The 16,656-nt window shown below is 71.6% G+C and carries 17 protein-coding genes; 1 reads left to right on the forward strand and 16 read right to left on the reverse strand.

The annotated features are described in order from the left end of the window. Nucleotides 1-37: 37 nt before the first annotated feature. Genes hisB through hisD form a run of 3 tightly spaced genes read right to left on the reverse strand, consistent with a single transcriptional unit; the run spans nt 38 to nt 3,065 of the window. Complete coding sequence (gene hisB, locus AC4BGE_RS00545) at nt 38-670, reverse strand: imidazoleglycerol-phosphate dehydratase HisB (protein WP_490570044.1); 633 nt, start codon at nt 668-670, stop codon at nt 38-40. Then, on the reverse strand, nt 667-1,773 hold the full coding sequence (locus AC4BGE_RS00550) for a histidinol-phosphate transaminase (RefSeq protein ID WP_490570043.1): 1,107 nt from the start codon (nt 1,771-1,773) through the stop codon (nt 667-669). Before AC4BGE_RS00550 ends, hisB begins: the two co-directional genes overlap by 4 nt. Then, nucleotides 1,770-3,065, reverse strand: a complete 1,296-nt coding sequence (hisD, locus tag AC4BGE_RS00555; protein ID WP_490574035.1) for a histidinol dehydrogenase — start codon at nt 3,063-3,065, stop codon at nt 1,770-1,772. The genes AC4BGE_RS00550 and hisD overlap by 4 nt, the downstream gene beginning before the upstream one ends. A 72-nt stretch (nt 3,066-3,137) precedes the next feature. Between hisD and AC4BGE_RS00560 the strand changes: the two genes are divergently transcribed. Further along, entirely contained in the window at nt 3,138-3,815 is a 678-nt protein-coding gene (locus AC4BGE_RS00560) for an LON peptidase substrate-binding domain-containing protein (protein ID WP_490570041.1), read from the forward strand. Between the two features lie 13 nt (nt 3,816-3,828). On the opposite strand, the gene AC4BGE_RS00565 is transcribed toward AC4BGE_RS00560, so the two are convergent. From AC4BGE_RS00565 to ftsZ, 13 genes are all read right to left on the reverse strand, one after another. After that, the gene (locus AC4BGE_RS00565) at nt 3,829-4,392 is read right to left on the reverse strand and encodes a hypothetical protein (RefSeq protein ID WP_490574036.1); all 564 of its coding nucleotides are present in this window, start codon (nt 4,390-4,392) and stop codon (nt 3,829-3,831) included. Beyond that, nucleotides 4,377-7,934 carry a DNA polymerase III subunit alpha gene (gene dnaE, locus AC4BGE_RS00570; RefSeq protein ID WP_490570039.1) on the reverse strand — a complete coding sequence of 1,186 codons (3,558 nt, stop codon included), beginning with the start codon at nt 7,932-7,934 and terminating at the stop codon, nt 4,377-4,379. The genes AC4BGE_RS00565 and dnaE overlap by 16 nt, the downstream gene beginning before the upstream one ends. Before the next feature lie 143 nt (nt 7,935-8,077). Further along, on the reverse strand, nt 8,078-9,058 hold the full coding sequence (locus AC4BGE_RS00575; RefSeq protein WP_490574037.1) for a DUF2332 domain-containing protein: 981 nt from the start codon (nt 9,056-9,058) through the stop codon (nt 8,078-8,080). 30 nt (nt 9,059-9,088) lie between these two features. After that, entirely contained in the window at nt 9,089-9,529 is a 441-nt protein-coding gene (locus tag AC4BGE_RS00580; RefSeq protein ID WP_490574038.1) for a GNAT family N-acetyltransferase, read from the reverse strand. A gap of 53 nt (nt 9,530-9,582) precedes the next feature. After that, the gene (locus AC4BGE_RS00585; protein ID WP_490570036.1) at nt 9,583-10,521 is read right to left on the reverse strand and encodes an RluA family pseudouridine synthase; all 939 of its coding nucleotides are present in this window, start codon (nt 10,519-10,521) and stop codon (nt 9,583-9,585) included. Beyond that, the gene (gene lspA, locus AC4BGE_RS00590) at nt 10,518-11,081 is read right to left on the reverse strand and encodes a signal peptidase II (protein WP_490570035.1); all 564 of its coding nucleotides are present in this window, start codon (nt 11,079-11,081) and stop codon (nt 10,518-10,520) included. Before lspA ends, AC4BGE_RS00585 begins: the two co-directional genes overlap by 4 nt. After that, entirely contained in the window at nt 11,054-11,842 is a 789-nt protein-coding gene (locus tag AC4BGE_RS00595) for a TraR/DksA family transcriptional regulator (protein WP_490574039.1), read from the reverse strand. Before AC4BGE_RS00595 ends, lspA begins: the two co-directional genes overlap by 28 nt. A gap of 174 nt (nt 11,843-12,016) precedes the next feature. After that, nucleotides 12,017-12,784, reverse strand: a complete 768-nt coding sequence (locus AC4BGE_RS00600; protein WP_490570033.1) for a DivIVA domain-containing protein — start codon at nt 12,782-12,784, stop codon at nt 12,017-12,019. 109 nt (nt 12,785-12,893) lie between these two features. Continuing rightward, the gene (locus AC4BGE_RS00605) at nt 12,894-13,196 is read right to left on the reverse strand and encodes a YggT family protein (protein ID WP_490570032.1); all 303 of its coding nucleotides are present in this window, start codon (nt 13,194-13,196) and stop codon (nt 12,894-12,896) included. 9 nt (nt 13,197-13,205) lie between these two features. Then, nucleotides 13,206-13,706 (reverse strand): cell division protein SepF, encoded by a 501-nt coding sequence (locus tag AC4BGE_RS00610; RefSeq protein WP_490570031.1) that lies wholly within the window; start codon nt 13,704-13,706, stop codon nt 13,206-13,208. 58 nt (nt 13,707-13,764) lie between these two features. Continuing rightward, a complete protein-coding gene (locus AC4BGE_RS00615) occupies nt 13,765-14,460 on the reverse strand; it encodes a YggS family pyridoxal phosphate-dependent enzyme (protein ID WP_490570030.1) in 696 nt (231 codons plus the stop codon). Beyond that, on the reverse strand, nt 14,457-15,146 hold the full coding sequence (locus AC4BGE_RS00620; protein WP_490574040.1) for a purine nucleoside phosphorylase YfiH/LACC1 family protein: 690 nt from the start codon (nt 15,144-15,146) through the stop codon (nt 14,457-14,459). The genes AC4BGE_RS00615 and AC4BGE_RS00620 overlap by 4 nt, the downstream gene beginning before the upstream one ends. Before the next feature lie 3 nt (nt 15,147-15,149). After that, nucleotides 15,150-16,406, reverse strand: a complete 1,257-nt coding sequence (gene ftsZ, locus AC4BGE_RS00625; protein ID WP_490574041.1) for a cell division protein FtsZ — start codon at nt 16,404-16,406, stop codon at nt 15,150-15,152. Nucleotides 16,407-16,656 lie beyond the last annotated feature (250 nt).

Here is a 16,656-nt window from a genome sequence, read left to right on the forward strand (position 1 = left end):
TCCACGGACTCCTCGGCGGGCTGGGCCGGGCTCGCGGTCACAGGGCGCCCTTGGTGGAGGGCACCCCGGTCTCGCGGGGGTCGAGGGCCACCGCGTCGCGCAGGGCCCGGGCGAACGCCTTGAACTGGGTCTCGACGATGTGGTGCGGGTCCCGGCCGCCGAGCACCCGGACGTGGATCGCCATCTGGGCGTGGTGGGCCACCGACTCGAAGACGTGCCGGGTCAGCGAGCCGACGTAGCCGGCGCCGGTGCCGCCGATCAGCACGTACTGCTGCCCTTCCGGCTCGCCGTCGTGCACGCAGTAGGGGCGTCCGGAGACGTCCACCACGGCCTGCACGAGCGCCTCGTCGAGCGGCACCGTGGCGTCGCCGAAGCGGCGGATCCCGACCTTGTCGCCCAGGGCGGTGCGGATCGCCTCGCCCAGGGCGATGGCGGTGTCCTCGACCGTGTGGTGGGCATCGATGTGGGTGTCGCCCTCGACGTGGACCACGAGGTCGACCAGGGCGTGCCGGCCGAAGGCGGTGAGCATGTGGTCGTAGAAGCCGACCCCGGTGCTGACGTCGGTGCGGCCGGTGCCGTCGAGGTCGAGCTCGAGGTGGACCTTGGTCTCCCGGGTCTGGCGGTCGACCACCGCGGTACGGCGGCGCTGGAGGCCCTGCTGCTCGTTCATCCCTGCTCCTCGCTCGTGCCCCGGGTGGTCACGTCCACCAGGGCCTGCCTGAATGCTGCCATCTCCTGAGGCGTCCCGACCGAGACCCGCAGCCAGCCGTCGGGGCCGACCTCGCGGATCAGCACCCCCCGGTCGAGCAGACCCTGCCAGACCGCGTGCCGGTCGGCGAACCGGCCGAAGTAGACGAAGTTGGCGTCACTGTCGGCCACCTCGTGCCCCCGGCCACGCAGCCAGTCGACCAGCTCGTCGCGTTCGCGCCGCAGGTCGTCGACCCGGCCGAGCAGCTCGCCGGCGTGCCGCAGCGCCGCCAGCGCGGTGGCCTGGGTGACCGCCGAGAGGTGGTAGGGCAGGCGCACCACCCGGATCGCGTCGCAGATCGCAGGGTCGGCGGCGAGGTAGCCCAGCCGGGCCCCGGCCAGCGCGAACGCCTTGCTCATGGTGCGGGTGACCACCAGGTTGCGGTGCCGCGGCAGCAGCTCCAGCGCGCTGGGCGTGCCGGTACGCCGGAACTCGCCGTAGGCCTCGTCCACCACCACCACGCCGTCCCCGGCGGCCTCGCACAGGGTGGTGATCGCCTCGGGTGGCAGCGCCGTCCCGGTGGGGTTGTTGGGCGAGGGCAGCAGCACCACGCTCGGCCGGTGCTCGAGCACCAGCTCGCGCGCGGCGGCCAGGTCGAGGGAGAAGTCCTCCGCCCGCCGCCCCTGGACCCACTCGGTCACGGAGTCGCGGGCGTACTCCGGGTACATCGCGTAGGTGGGCGCGAAGCTGAGCGCGCACCGCCCCGGGCCGCCGAAGGCCTGGAGCAGCTGGAGCATCACCTCGTTGGAGCCGTTCGCCGCCCACACCTGCGCGGGAGTGATCCCCGAGCCGCCGGAGGAGTTGAGGTAGTCGGCGAGCCGGGCGCGCAGCTCGACGAGCTCGCGGTCGGGGTAGCGGTTGAGGGTCGTGGCCGCCTCGGCCACCGACGCCGCGATGTCGGCGACGACGGCAGGCGAGGGCGGGTAGGGGTTCTCGTTGACGTTGAGCTGGACGGGGACGTCGAGCTGGGGCGCGCCGTAGGGCTCGAGGCCGACGAGCGCCTCGCGCAGGGGTGGGAAAGTCACCGGAGGCGGACCTTCACTGCCTCGCCGTGGCCGGGCAGGTCCTCCGCCTCGGCCAGGGCCACCACGTGGCCGGCGACCTGCTCGAGCGCCTCGCGGGAGTAGTCCACGACGTGCACCGACCGGGTGAAGGCGCGTACCGAGAGCCCCGAGGAGTGGCAGGCGCAGCCCGCGGTGGGCAGCACGTGGTTGGAGCCGGCGCAGTAGTCGCCCAGCGAGACAGGCGCCCAGGTGCCGACGAAGACGGCCCCGGCGTTGCGGACCCGGGCCGCCACGGCCGAGGCGTCGACGGTGTGGATCTCGAGGTGCTCGGCGGCGTAGGCGTTGACCACCTCGAGCCCCTGCTCGAGGTCGCGGACCAGCACGATGCCCGACTGCTCGCCGGTCAGGGCGGTCCGCACCCGCTCGACGTGCCGGGTGACGGCGACCTGCTTGTCCAGCTCGGCCTCCACCTCGCCTGCGAGACGCTCGGAGTCGGTGACCAGGACCGAGGCGGCCATCGGGTCGTGCTCGGCCTGGGAGATCAGGTCGGCGGCGACGTGGGCGGCGTCGGCGGAGTCGTCGGCGAGGATCGCGATCTCGGTCGGTCCGGCCTCGGAGTCGATGCCCACGACTCCCTTGAGCAGCCGCTTGGCGGCCACGGTGTAGATGTTGCCCGGGCCGGTCACCAGGTCGACGCGGGCGCACGGCCCGGCGCCGTAGGCGAGCATCGCGATCGCCTGGGCACCGCCCACGGCGTAGACCTCGTCGACGCCGAGCAGCGCGCACGCCGCCAGGATGGTGGACTCCGGCAGGCCGCCGTTGTGCTTCTGCGGCGGGCTGGTCAGGGCGATCGAGCCGACCCCGGCGACCTGCGCGGGCACCACGTTCATCACGACCGAGGAGACGAGCGGGGCCAGCCCGCCGGGCACGTAGAGGCCGACCCGGTCGACCGGCACCTTGCGGTGGGTGACCACGGCGCCCGGGGCCAGCTCGGTGACCACGTCGTGCTCGAGCTCGGCCTCGCAGGTGGCCCGGAGCCGACGGATCGACTCCTCCAGCCCCGCACGCACCGTCGGGTCGAGCTTCTCCAGGGCCTCGCCCAGCGCCTCGACCGGCACCCGGATGTCGTCGAGGCGGACGCCGTCGAAGCGCTCGGAGAGCTCGCGGACGGCCTCCACTCCCCTGGTGCGCACGTCCTCGCAGATCGGCTGCACGACATGGACCGCGGACTCGACGTCGAAATCGGCGCGCGGCACGGCGGCGCGGTAGTCGACGGACGCGTCGGCGTCCCGGAGGTCGAGGCGGCGGATCATGGGGCCAATTGTAGGTCTGCACCTCTGCGTGCCCCTTGCCCGGACCCGCGGTGGACAAACTACGTTGGGCGGGTGAGCCAGACCCCGCCCGAGGTGCTGCCGATGTTCCCGCTCAGCACCGTGCTGTTCCCGGGGGTCTCGGTGCCGCTCCACGTCTTCGAGGACCGCTACCGCGCCCTGGTGCGCCACCTCGCCGCCGAGCCGGACCCCGCCAAGCGCCTCTTCGGCACGGTGGCGATCCGCGAGGGCTACGAGGTCGGGGACCACGGCTCCCAGTCCCTCTACCGGGTGGGCTGCCTGCTCCAGCTCTCCGACATCGAGCCGCTGGCCGACGGGGGGTTCGACATCGTCGCGGTGGGTCGGGGACGCTTCCGGCTCGACCGGCTGGTCACCACCCAGGACTATCCCGCCGCCCAGGTCACCACGCTCGCCGACGGCGAGGTGCCGGTCCCCGACGCGCTGGTGGCCCGGGCCCGGGCCACCTTCACCGCCTATCGGGCCGCCCTCGCCCAGTTCCGCGAGGACCCCTTCTCGGGCGCCCTGCCGCGGGACCCGCACTACCTGTCGTGGACCCTCTCGGCGCTGGTGCCGCTGCCGATGGCCGAGCGGCAGTCGCTGCTCGAGGCCGACGACACCGCTGAGCGGCTGGAGCTGGTGACGCGGCTGCTGCGCGAGGAGCTGCGTGCGATGAACGTCATCCCGTCGCTGCCCGCGACCGAGGTGGCCCGCACCCGCTGGTCCCCCAACTGAGTGCCGCCCGCCGTCACTCGTCGGGGTCGGCGGGGGCGCGGGAGCCCGAGAGGAACACCCCCACCAGGCCCAGGAGCGCGCCGGCCGGCAACGCACAGAACGCGCTCGACTCGAACCACAAGGGCCACGGGTGGTCGCCGGCCCCCGCCAGCGTGAGGTCCGCGGGCACCGACGTCATGTCGGCGGCAGTGGCGGCCACCGTGGCCGGGTCGGGCGGGCCGAGGGCGTGGCCCACCTGGAACATCACCCAGGCCGCGAGGAGCGAGCCCACGCAGGCGCCGGCCAGCGCGACGAGCTCGGTGCCGCGGGACCACAGGGCGAGGACCACCCCCAGCACCAGCCCACCGGCCACGCCGATGACGGCGAAGAGCGCGGTGGCCGAGACCTCCTGGGCCAGGCCCGCCCGGGTGAGGAACCACTCGCCCTCGAAGACCATGCCCTCCGGCGGCTGCCACACCGCCACCCAGACCACGCCGAGCACCGCCCCCCAGACCGCCCAGGCCAGCAGGAGCACCAGGAAGCGGCGCAGCAGGACGCGGCGCGGCGGACCCGACGGCGGACTCAGCTCGTCAGGCATCCGGGACCGAGCAGCTGCTTGAGGTCGGCGAACAGCGCCGGGCTGGCGGTGACCCGCAACCGGTTGTCGAGCTTCATCACGGTCGTGGAGGTGCGGGTGAGCAGGCGCAGCTGCACCTCGGTCATCCCCGGGTGGGTGGAGAGCACGTCGCGCAGCTGCTCGACCACGGGTGCGGTGCACCGGGTGGAGGGCAACGAGATGACCACCGGACCGCTGGGTCCGTCGGTCAGGTCGGGCACCGTGACCTCCTGGCCGCGCAGCTCGGGCTGGTCCTTGTCGCGGGAGAGCTGGCCCTTGACGCGCAGGATGGCGTCCTGGGAGAGGTAGGGCGCGGCCAGCTGGTAGGAGCTGGGGAAGAGCAGCACCTCGATGGCGCCGTCGAGGTCCTCCAGGGTGAGGGTGGCCCAGGCGTCGCCGCGCTTGGTGATCTTGCGGTTGACCGCGGTGACCAGGCCGCTGACGGTGAGGGTGCTGCCGTGCGGCCGGTCCTCGTCGAGCATGAGCTGGCCGATGGTGCAGTCGGTGCCGGCGGAGAGGACGTGCTCGAGCCCCATCAGCGGGTGGTCGGAGACGTAGAGGCCGAGCATCTCGCGCTCGTGGCCCAGCAGCGTCATCTTGTCCCACTCGTCGATGTCGGGGACGGTCACCGAGATGCCGAACCCCTGGTCGGCCTCGTCGAGCCCGCCGAAGAGCGAGTCCTGCCCGATCGCCTCGTTCTTCTTGATGTCGACGTACTGGTCGACCGCGCTCTCGTGGATCGTCACCAGGGCCCGGCGGCGGTGCTTCATCTCGTCGAAGGCGCCGGCCTTGATCAGGGACTCGATCACCCGCTTGTTGCAGACCAGGGCGGGCACCTTGCCCATGAAGTCGTTGAAGTCGGTGAAGCGCCCCTTCTCCTCCCGCGCGGCCACGATGCCGTCCACGACGTTGGCGCCGACGTTGCGCACCGCGGTGAGCCCGAACCGGATGTCGGTGCCGACCGGGGTGAAGTTGGCCGCGGACTCGTTGACGTCGGGCGGCAGCACCGAGATCTTCATCCGGCGACACTCGTTGAGGTAGATCGCCATCTTGTCCTTGTCGTCCTTGACCGAGGTCAGGAGCGCGGCCATGTACTCGGCCGGGAAGTTGGCCTTGAGGTACGCGGTCCAGTAGGAGACGAGGCCGTAGGCGGCCGAGTGGGCCTTGTTGAAGGCGTAGTCGGAGAACGGCAGGAGGATGTCCCACAGGGTCTTGATCGCGGCCATCGAGTAGCCGCGCTCCTGCATGCCGCCGGAGAAGGTGGCGAACTGCTTGTCCAGCTCCTCCTTCTTCTTCTTGCCCATGGCGCGGCGCAGCAGGTCGGCCTGGCCCAGCGTGTAGCCGGCGAGCTGCTGGGCGATCGCCATCACCTGCTCCTGGTAGACGATCAACCCGTAGGTCTCGCCCAGGATGTCCTCGAGCGCCTCGGCGAGCTCGGGGTGGATCGGCTCGACCGGCTCGCGGCCGGTCTTGCGGCGCGCGTACTTGTTGTGGGAGTCGGCCCCCATCGGTCCGGGCCGGTAGAGGGCGCCGACCGCCGAGATGTCCTCGAAGGTGTCGGGCCGCATCGAGCGCAGGAGCGCCCGCATCGGGCCGCCGTCCAGCTGGAAGACGCCCAGGGTGTCTCCGCGCTGGAGCAGGCCGTAGGTGGCGGGGTCGTCGAGGGTGAGGTCCTCCAGGACCACGTCCTCGCCCCGGTTGGCCTTGATGTTCTTGACCGCGTCGTCGAGGACCGTGAGGTTGCGCAGCCCCAGGAAGTCCATCTTGATCAGGCCCAGCGACTCGCACGTCGGGTAGTCGAACTGGGTGATCATCGCCCCGTCGGAGGGGCGCTTGAGCAGCGGGATCACGTCGAGCAGCGGCTCGCTGGACATGATGATGCCGGCGGCGTGGACGCCCCACTGACGCTTCAGGCCCTCGATGCCCATGGCGGTGTCGACGACGCGCTTGACGTCGGGCTCCGCCTCGTAGAGGGCGCGGAACTCGCCGCCCTCGCCGTAGCGCTTGTGGTCGGGGTTGAAGATCTCCTTGAGCGGGACGTCCTTGCCCATCACCGCGGCCGGCATCGCCTTGGTGATCCGGTCACCCATGGAGAAGGGGTAGGCCAGGATCCGCGAGGAGTCCTTGACGGCCTGCTTCGCCTTGATCGTGCCGTAGGTGATGATGTAGGAGACGCGGTCGTCGCCGTACTTGTCGGTGACGTACTTGATGACCTCGCCGCGCCGGCGCTCGTCGAAGTCGATGTCGAAGTCGGGCATGGAGATGCGGTCGGGGTTGAGGAACCGCTCGAAGATCAGGCCGTGCTCGAGCGGGTCGAGGTCGGTGATCCGCATCGCGTAGGCGACCATCGAGCCCGCACCCGAGCCGCGCCCGGGACCGACCCGGATGCCGTTGTCCTTGGCCCAGTTGATGAAGTCGGCGACCACGAGGAAGTAGCCGGGGAAGCCCATCTGGGTGATGACGCCGACCTCGAAGTCGGCCTGCTTGCGCACCTTGTCGGGGATGCCCTCGGGGTAGCGCACCCTCAGACCGCGCTCGACCTCCTTGACCAGCCAGGAGTTCTCGTCCTCGCCCGGGGGGCAGGGGAAGCGCGGCATGTAGGTGCCGTTGCCCTCGGTGAACTCGACGTCGCACCGCTCCGCGATCCACAGGGTGTTGTCGCACGCCTCGCGCAGGTCGTACTTGTCGACCCACAGGGAGCGCATCTCGGCCGGGCTCTTGATGTAGTAGCCGTTGCCGGAGAAGGCGAACCGCTGGCCGGGGCCGTCGCCGGCCGGGATGTCCATCGTCGAGCCGGAGTTGATGCACAGCAGGTGCTCCTGGCTGGCGGCGTCCTCCTGGCGCACGTAGTGGGAGTCGTTGGTCGCCAGCAGCGGGATGTTGAGGTCCTTGGCGAGGCGGAGCAGCCCGTCGCGGACCCGGGTCTCGATGGAGAGGCCGTGGTCCATCAGCTCGAGGAAGTAGTTGTCGCGCCCCAGGATCTCCTGGAAGTCACCGGCCGTCTGCCGGGCCGCCTCGTAGTTGCCGTGCCGCAGGTGGACCTGGATCTCGCCCGAGGGGCAGCCGGTGGTGCCGATCAGGCCCTTGCCGTACTGGCTCAGCAGCTCGCGGTCGGCGCGCGGGTGCTGGAAAAAGCCGTCGCGCCAGGCGCCGGTGGAGAGCCGGAAGAGGTTGTGCATCCCCTCCGTGGTCTCCGAGAGCAGGGTCATGTGGGTGTACGCACCACGGCTGGAGACGTCGTCGGGCCCGCCCTGGTAGAAGTTCACCCGCTTGCGCTCGAACCGGGAGATGTTGGGGGTGAAGTACGCCTCGATCCCGATGATCGGCTTGATCCCGGCGTTCTTGGCCTTCTTGTAGAACTCGTAGGCGCCGAAGACGTTGCCGTGGTCGGTCATGGCGATGGCCGGCATGCCGAGCTCGGCCGTCCGCTCGGCCATGTCCTGCAGGCGCGCGGCGCCGTCGAGCATCGAGTACTCGGTGTGGACGTGCAGGTGCACGAAGTTGTCGTTGGAACCGGCCGACATGAGTGGTTCTTCCACACCTTCCGAGGGGGTTGCTGGAGCACGCGCGGCTGGCGCGTCCTGGGGAAGGAAGCCAGCCTACGACAGCCTCTCAGACCCCTCCGACAGGACACGGGCACCGAGGTACGGCGGACCCCGACGCCCGCTCACCACCACCGGATCGCCTGGCCGTGGCCATGGGTCCAGGCGACGCTGCGGCCGTCCAGCGCCAGCACGAAACCGGGGTGGCCCGGGGGCGGGAGCGGGCCGGTGGCGGAGACCTCAGGCAGCACCGTGGCCCCCTCGTTGCTCACCCAACGGCAGCGACCGCGGGCCACCAGGTCCGCCGCGAGCTCGGCGAACCGGGCCCGGTCGGCGTCGTCCAGGTAGGCGATCACCGCGCTGTGGAAGAGGACCGGGACGCCGTGCCGACCGGCGTCCTCGACCAGCCCGGGCAGCAGCTCGAGCAGGTCCCCGCCTCGCACCTGGGGCGGGTCCAGGCGCGCCACCTCCATCGCCGCCCGCAGCCGCTCACGCCGCTCCTGCTGCTCCGGCCAGACCAGCACCTCGAGCCAGGCCCGCTGGTCGGGGTCCGAGACGTCCACGGGCGACAGGTCGCACCCCGCACGCCAGGCGACCACGGGGTGCCGGGACGGGACCGGCACCGGGCCCTCCACCTCCGCGGTGAGCACGGGTCCTCGCCCGTCCTGCAGGTTCCCGGCGCCCGGCCACCGGTAGTCGTAGCGGTCCGGGAAGAGACAGAGCCCGGCGCTGGCCCCCGCCTCCACCAGGGCCAGCGGCTCCCCCGCCTCCTGCTCGATCCGCGCGAACAGCGGCACCAGCGTCGCCAGCCTGCCCACCTCGTTGGTCTGGGTGGCTCGTGCCAGGATCGTCGCCCGGACCTGGTCCGGACGGGAGAGGAGCGTCTCGCGGAACCCCTCGTAGTGGCCGGGCGCCAGGGCTCCGTGCCACCGTGCGGCGGCGAAGACCAGGTTGGGCTGCTGCTTGACCGGGGGCAGGTCGGCCAACCAGTCGAGCACCTCGGGGTCGTCCGCCACCCCGAGTGCCCAGTCGGCGAAGCACGGCGAGTCCGCCGCCTCCGTCGCGAACGTGAGGTACCGGTGGGTCAGGCTGCCGCGCATCTCCATCGGGCCATCATGGCCGAGACCAACCGCTGGTCAGCCCGACCAGCCCGGCCAGGAGAGGTGGATGTCGGGCGCCTGCTCCTCGTTCTCCGACCCGTCCGTGCGGGCCACCTCGACGAACCCGTGGCGGGCGTAGAACCGACGCGCGGCGTGGTTGGACTCGAAGACCCACAGCCCGACGCCGTCGGGGCGCAGCGTCTGGACCAGCTGGAGCAGGGCGGTGCCCGCCCCGCGGTTCTGGGCGTGCGGGGCGACGTAGAGGTGGTCGATCCAGGTGGCGGTGACGAGCGCGAAGCCCAGCAGCGCGGCCCCGCCCTCCTCGGGCCCGGCCGGCGACGCCGCCTCGGCCAGCCACAGCTCGTGGTCGGTCAGGTCCCAGTCCGACACCCAGGCACGCACCTCGTCGGCGGTGTGCACCAGGGGCGGGATCGCCGGCACGGCGGCCGCCCGCGCGGCCAGGAAGAGCTCGGCCACCGCCGGCAGGTCGACCGAGGCACCCGGCCGGAGGACGAGCTCGTCGGAGCCGGTCAGCGCTCGTCCCGGATGGTCTCCAGGGCCTGGGCCAGGTCGTCGGGGTAGTCGGTCTCGAACTCGACGTACTCGCCGCTGTCCGGGTGCACGAAGCCGAGCTTGACCGCGTGCAGCCACTGCCGCTCCAGGCCCACCCGCTTGGCCAGCACCGGGTCGGCGCCGTAGGTGATGTCCCCGACGCACGGGTGCTTCAGCGCGGCCATGTGGACCCGGATCTGGTGGGTGCGCCCCGTCTCGAGGTGGACCTCCAGCAGGCTGGCGAAACGGTGTGCCTCGAGGGTCTCGTAGTGGGTGACGCTGTGCCGGCCGTCGGCCATCACCGCGAACTTGTAGTCGAACCTGGGGTGCCGCCCGATGGGGGCGTCGATCGTGCCCTCCAGCGGGTCGGGATGACCCTGCACCAGCGCGTGGTAGGTCTTGTCCACGATGCGCTGGCGGAAGGCGTCCTTGAGCACCGAGTAGGCCCGCTCGGACTTGGTGATCACCATGACGCCCGAGGTGCCCACGTCGAGGCGCTGCACGATCCCCTGGCGCTCGGAGGCGCCGGAGGTGGCGATCCGGAACCCCGCGGCGGCCAGGTGGCCGACGACGGTCGGGCCGTTCCAGCCCGGGCTCGGGTGGACCGCCACTCCCACCGGCTTGTCGATCACCACGATGGAGTCGTCGTCGTGGACGATCTTGATGCCCTCCACCACCTGCGGGACGACGGCCAGCGGGTCCTTCTCCACCGGGATCGAGACCTCGAGCATGGAGCCCGGGTGGACCCGCTCGCTCTTGGCGACCCCGACCCCGTCGAGCCGCACCAGGTCCTGGGCGATCAGCTCGGAGGCCCGGGTCCGGGAGAAGCCGAACATCCTGGCCATCGCCGCGTCGACCCGCTCGCCCGCGAGCCCCTCGGGCACCAGGACGGTGCGGTGCTCGGCGTGGCCGCTCATGCCTCGTCCTTCGTCGCCGCGGCGGTGTCCCGCTCGCCGCTCAGGGTGATGCCGCGGAAGCTCTGCAGGATGATGATGCCCGCCGCGACGTTGATGAAGACGTCGGCGAAGTTGAAGACCGGCCAGTTGGGCAGGGCCAGGAAGTCGATCACGTGGCCGCGGAACGGCGACGGGTCGCGCAGGATCCGGTCCACGAGGTTGCCACCCACGCCGGCCAGCAGCAGTCCCATGCCGACGGCCCAGAAGACGCTCCCGATCCGGCGGCTCAGGAAGCCGATGACCAGCACGGCCACGATCGCCAGGCAGGTGAGCACCACGGTGAACTCGGTGCCCATGCTGAAGGCGGCACCCGGGTTGAACACCAGGTGCAGCGTGAACCAGTCACCCAGCAGGGGGCGGTCGCCGTCCTCCAGCGCGGACAGGGCCCACGCCTTCGAGCCTTGGTCGACCGCCAGGCCCAGAACGGCCAGGAGCAGGAAGACCCGGCGGGCTCGGCGTCGCCGATCGGACGTGTTGACCTGGTCGCTGGAACTCAGCGACGCTCCTCGCGTTGCTTGCATGACAGGCACAGTGTGGCACGCGGGAATGCCATGACCCGCATCTTGCCGATCGCCTCATCACAGGACTCGCAGACGCCGTAGGTGCCGTCGTCGATGCGGCCCAGCGCCCGCTCGATCTGCTCGAGCATCTCTCGCTCGCTGTTCATCAGGGTCAGCTCGTGGTCGCGCTCGAAGCTGGTGGCCCCGAGGTCGGCCTGGTCGTGGCCGGCGCCGTCGCCGGCGTCGCGCATCAGACCGTCGAGCTCGCGCTCCTGGGCCTCCATGATCTCGACCAGGCGGTCACGGTGCACGTGGAGGTCGGCCAGGACCTCGTCGAGCTCGGCCTTCGTCCAGGCGTCCTCGCCCTCCTTGACCCGGAGCGCCGTGGCAGGCGTGTTCTTGGGTGACGCGTTCTTCACCGGGGTCGACCTCTCGCTCGTCGGGCTGGACGTCTTCTTCGCCGGGGCACCCGAGCCGGCCGCAGCCTTCTTGGCCGACGGGGCCTTCTTGGCCAGAGCCGCCTTCTTCGCCGGAGCCGCCTTCTTCGCCGGAGCCGCCTTCTTCACCGGAGCCGCCTTCTTGGCCGGAGCCGCCTTCTTGGCGGGCTCAGACTTCTTGGCGGCGGCCGCCTTCTTGGTCGCCTTCTTCGCAGGCGCGGTCCGGGAGGCGGGAGGCGGGGTGCTCACCTCGACGGGCGCCTCCCCCGCACCGGACAGCCCGACGACCCGTCGCGCCACGGCGGCGGCCGATCCGGCCAGGGACTTCCGAGCACTGCCAGCCATGGAGCACGCCCCTTTGACAAGAAAAGGATGTGGCAGATGCCACATGCTGGGTAGGGACAGTAACCCCTGGGGGGTCGCCACTCAACCCGCCCGACGCAGCGTCTCACCGGCAAGCAGAACGGCTGGCTCCCCGGGGGGAGCCAGCCGTTGCGTTGCCGATCGGGTGAGGGAGTCTCAGCCCTCGTCGTCGCCCAGGATGGAGCGGAGGCGCTTGGGAGCCACCACGCCTTCTCCGGGCGAGGGGTTCTCCAGGCTCCCGGTGCCCTCGAGGGCCTCCAGCTGCTGGGTGAAGTAGGTCTTGAGCCGCGAGCGGTACTCGCGCTCGAAGGACCGGAGGGTCTCCACCTCGCCGTTGAGCTTGTCCCGCTCCTTCTCGAGGTCGCCGAACATCTGCTGGCGACGCTCCGCGGTCTCGGAGTCGAGCATCTGCGCGCGCTGGCGGGCCTCGGCCTCCATGCGGTCGGAGTTGGTCTTCGACTCGGCCTCGAGGCGCTCGGCCTTGGTGCGCGCCTCGCCCACGATGCGGTCCGCCTCGTTCTTCGCGGCATCGACGAGCTCGTCGGCGTTGCGGGTGGCGATCTCCAGCAGCCGCGCGGCGGCGTTGGAGGCGTCGGGCACCGTCTCGACCTTGATGGTCTCCACGGCGGGCGCCGGGGCGGCGGCCACCGGCTCAGGGGCCCGCACGGGCTCCGGCACGGGCTCCGGCTCCGGCGCCCTGACCGGCTCCGGGGTGACGGCGAACGGCGAGGGGGCGGGGGCCCCGGCGCCGGCCTTCTGCGCGGCCGAGAGCTTGGCCCTCAGGTCGTCGTTCTCCTTGGTCAACCGGGCAAGCTCTGCCTCGACCTCGTCCAGGAACTGGTCGACCTCCCCCATGTCGTATCCCTCGCGGAGACGGACAGGAGTAAAGCGCTTGTTGCTCACGTCCTCAGGCGTCAGCGGCATGACCTCACCCAATCTCTTCGTCGGCAAACTTGTGGTGCTGCTGTTGGAACAATAGCGCCCGTGGGGCCACCGTGTTCAGGGACCCGTGTGGCTGGTGGTTCCCAGGCGGTCAGGCACCCACGACGCCGAAGGTGCGGCCGACCACCCAGAGCAGCAGATAGGCGGCCAGCAGGACGAGCATGAAGCTCAGGTCGAGGGCCACCGAGCCCAGCCGGACGGGCGGCACGAAGCGCCGCACCGCCTTGATCGGCGGGTCGGTGAGGGTGTACACGACCTCGAGCACGACCAGCAGGGGCCCCTTGGGGGACCACTGGCGCGCGAAGACCTGGACCCAGTCGACCACGAAGCGGACGAACATCAGGGCCAGGAAACACCACAGGACGGCGTACAGGACCGTTCCGATGACAACCACCGGGGCGCCTCAGCTCTGGTTGAAGAAACCGCCCTCGACGAGGCGTTCCTTCTCCTCGGCCGCGACGGTCACGTTGGGGGGCGAGAGGAGGAAGACCTTGTTGGTGATCCTCTCGATGGTCCCCCGGGTGGCGAAGACCAGCCCCGCCGCGAAGTCGACCAGGCGCTTGGCGTCGGAGTCGTCCATCTCGGAGAGGTTCATGATCACCGGGATGCCCTCCCGGAACTGCTCACCGACGGTGCGCGCCTCGTTGTAGGTACGGGGGTGCAGCGTGGTGATTCGACTCAACTCGTGGACCGTTCCAGGGTCGGGGACCGGCGCCGGACGGCGCCGCTCGGTGAGGTCGGCGACCGGGGCGGGCTGGCGCTCGCGCGCGGGCACCCGCTCCTCGACCCGGCCGTTGACCGTGCTGGTCTGGGCTTCGTGGTCATCGGCGGCGTAGTCGTCGTACCGTCCGGTGTCCTCGAGCAGGCCGAGGTACTCGCCGATCCTGCGCATCGCGCCGCTCATGACAATTTCCTCCGGTACGTCGTGGCGCCCCACAGGGGCACGATCCTCTTCTCGGACATTACAAGACCTCCGGCCTGGGACCCAGGACCGCGGAGCCGACACGCACGTGTGTCGCCCCGTGCGCGATGGCGGCCTCCAGGTCGGCACTCATCCCCGCCGACAGCTGGGTCGCGCCGGGGTGCTCGGCGAGGAAGGACTCCCTCACCCGGGCGAGACGCTCGAACGCCCGGGCCGGCTCCTCGCCCAGCGGAGCGACGGCCATCAGGCCGGCCAGCCGCAGGTGGTCGTGGGCCGCTGCCCGGTCGGCCAGGGCGGCGAGCTCGTCGGGGGCGACCCCGGACCGGTGGGTTGCCCCGGGCCCGTCGAGGCTGACCTGCAGCAGCACGTCGAGCCGGCGGCCGGCGCGCTCGGCGCCGCGGTCCAGCGGCCCGAGGAGCCGCGGGCGGTCCACGGACTCCACGACGTCGGCGTAGGCGGTCACCGCCGCGGCCTTGTTGCTCTGCAGCCCGCCGATGAAGTGCCACCTCAGGTCCAGGTCGTCCAGCTCGGCCGACTTGGCGGCCGCCTCCTGGTGCCGGTTCTCCCCCACCTCCCGGACCCCCAGCTCGTGGAGCAGCCGCACGTCGGCGGCCGGGAAGAACTTGGTGACCACCACGAGCGTCACCTGGTCGTCGCGGCCGGCCGCGGCGCGAGCGCGGTCGATGCGCTCGCCCACCACGCCCAGGTTGGCGCTCAGCTCCTCGCGCCGGCTCATGCGCACCACACCAGGCCCGCGAACCGGCCGGCGCGGTCGCCGTCGCGTCGGTAGGAGTGCAGCTCCGGGTCCTCGCGCGTGCACCGGCCGACCTCCACCACCTCGGCGCCCGCCCGCACGAGCTGGGCGCGCACCCCCGCCCCGATGTCGAGGGCGGGGGTGCCCCAGGAGGTCTCGGCGAAGGACTCGGGGACGCGCCGGGCGACCTCGTCGCGCATCGCCTCGGGGACCTCGTAGCAGCGTCCGCAGACGTGGGGGCCCAGCCACGCCACCAGGCGCTCGGCGCCGAGCGCACGCATCGCGTCGACCGCGCGGGCGACCACCTCGAGCACCATGCCCGGGCGCCCGGCGTGGACGGCACCCACCACACCGGCGTCCGGGTCGGCCAGGACCACCGGGACGCAGTCGGCGACGCGGACCATCAGGCCGAGCCCGGGTGTGTCGGAGACCAGCGCGTCCCCGGTGGGGACCTCGTCGGGCACCATCGGCCCGGTGGCCCGGACCACCTCGGCGCCGTGCACCTGGGTCAGCCGGGCGAACGGCACGCCCGCCGCCTCCTCCACCTCGGCGAGGGCGTCGGGGAAGCCGGGCCGCAACCCCTGGAGGTCGCGGGACGCGCCGGTGAAGGCGACGTCGACCCGCTTGCGGGTGACGTCGCCCTCACGGGAGTCGCGGTAGACGAACACGGCCTACTTCAGGAAGTCGGGGATGTCGAGGTCGTCGTCCTCGAACTCGACCTGCCGCGACGGGCGGGGGCGGGTGGCGGGAGCGGCCTCGCGCGCCGGGGACTGGCGCGCCCCACCGGACTCACCGGCGCCGCGGCCCTCGCCCTCGGCGGAGGCCTGTGCCATCGCCGGGCTGGGCGTCCGGCGCTCGGGGGCGTCGGCCTGGCGACCGGAGTCGCGACCCTGGGGGGCCGGGACGGCGGGCCGGGCCTGGGACTGCTGCGACTGCACCGACGGACGGTTGAAGCCGGAGCTGTTCTCCCGCCGCTTCGGCATCCCGCCGTCGAAGCCGGCCGCGATCACCGTGACCCGGACCTCGTCGCCGAGGGCGTCGTCGATGGTGGCCCCGAAGATGATGTTGGCCTCCGCGTGGGCGGCCTCGGAGACCAGGGCCGCGGCCTCGTTGATCTCGAAGAGCCCCAGGTCGGACCCACCCGCGATGGAGAGCAGCACGCCGTGGGCGCCCTCGATCGAGGCCTCCAGCAGCGGGCTGGAGACGGCCATCTCGGCAGCCGCGACGGCACGGTCCTCGCCACGGGCCGAGCCGATCCCCATCAGCGCGGAGCCGGCGTTGGCCATCACGGACTTGACGTCGGCGAAGTCGAGGTTGATCAGGCCGGGGGTGGTGATCAGGTCGGTGATCCCGGAGACACCCTGGAGCAGCACCTGGTCGGCCTGCTTGAAGGCGTCGAGGATCGAGACGTTGCGGTCGCTGATCGAGAGCAGGCGGTCGTTGGGGATCACGATGAGGGTGTCGACCTCTTCGCGCAGCTGGCTGATGCCCTCCTCCGCGGAGTTGGCCCGCCGGCGTCCCTCGAACGCGAACGGCCGGGTCACCACCCCGATGGTCAGGGCGCCCAGGGAGCGGGCGATGCGCGCCACGACGGGGGCGCCGCCGGTGCCGGTGCCGCCGCCCTCGCCGGCCGTCACGAAGACCATGTCGGCCCCCTTGATGACCTCTTCGATCTCGTCGGCGTGGTCCTCGGCGGCCCGGGCCCCCACGTCGGGGTTCGCCCCGGCACCGAGACCGCGGGTGAGCTCGCGGCCGATGTCGAGCTTCACGTCGGCGTCGCTCATGAGCAAGGCCTGGGCGTCGGTGTTGATCGCGATGAACTCGACGCCCTTGAGGCCGACCTCGATCATCCGGTTGACGGCGTTGACGCCACCACCACCGATGCCCACGACCTTGATGATCGCCAGGTAGTTCTGGGCTGCTGCCACGGTCTACGCCTTCCTTGGTCCGGACCCCTCCCGGGGGCCCTCGGTGGTCTGTGGTGGAGAGGAACGAGATCGCCCTCGCTCGGATCGGGTGCGGAACCCTAACCGTGAGCCTGAGGGTTATAGTTATGTCAACCTCGCGTTGGAGAAGACACTAAGCAGACGCGTCCCCGATCGACGCACCAACACGCCGCCGACGCGCGTGAAATGCACACGGACCGATGACGTCTCGGTCACCGCGGGCCGGACGCCG

Source organism: Nocardioides sp. Z50_6, assembly GCF_058215755.1.

Coding starts and splice junctions, on each gene's coding strand:
- hisB (WP_490570044.1), bottom strand. CDS start 670: ATGAACGAGCAGCAGGGCCTCCAGCGCCGCCGTACCGCGGTGGTCGAC.
- hisD (WP_490574035.1), bottom strand. CDS start 3,065: ATGATCCGCCGCCTCGACCTCCGGGACGCCGACGCGTCCGTCGACTAC.
- AC4BGE_RS00565 (WP_490574036.1), bottom strand. CDS start 4,392: ATGCCTGACGAGCTGAGTCCGCCGTCGGGTCCGCCGCGCCGCGTCCTG.
- dnaE (WP_490570039.1), bottom strand. CDS start 7,934: ATGTCGGCCGGTTCCAACGACAACTTCGTGCACCTGCACGTCCACACC.
- AC4BGE_RS00575 (WP_490574037.1), bottom strand. CDS start 9,058: ATGGAGATGCGCGGCAGCCTGACCCACCGGTACCTCACGTTCGCGACG.
- AC4BGE_RS00585 (WP_490570036.1), bottom strand. CDS start 10,521: ATGAGCGGCCACGCCGAGCACCGCACCGTCCTGGTGCCCGAGGGGCTC.
- lspA (WP_490570035.1), bottom strand. CDS start 11,081: ATGCAAGCAACGCGAGGAGCGTCGCTGAGTTCCAGCGACCAGGTCAAC.
- AC4BGE_RS00595 (WP_490574039.1), bottom strand. CDS start 11,842: ATGGCTGGCAGTGCTCGGAAGTCCCTGGCCGGATCGGCCGCCGCCGTG.
- AC4BGE_RS00600 (WP_490570033.1), bottom strand. CDS start 12,784: ATGCCGCTGACGCCTGAGGACGTGAGCAACAAGCGCTTTACTCCTGTC.
- AC4BGE_RS00610 (WP_490570031.1), bottom strand. CDS start 13,706: ATGAGCGGCGCGATGCGCAGGATCGGCGAGTACCTCGGCCTGCTCGAG.
- AC4BGE_RS00615 (WP_490570030.1), bottom strand. CDS start 14,460: ATGAGCCGGCGCGAGGAGCTGAGCGCCAACCTGGGCGTGGTGGGCGAG.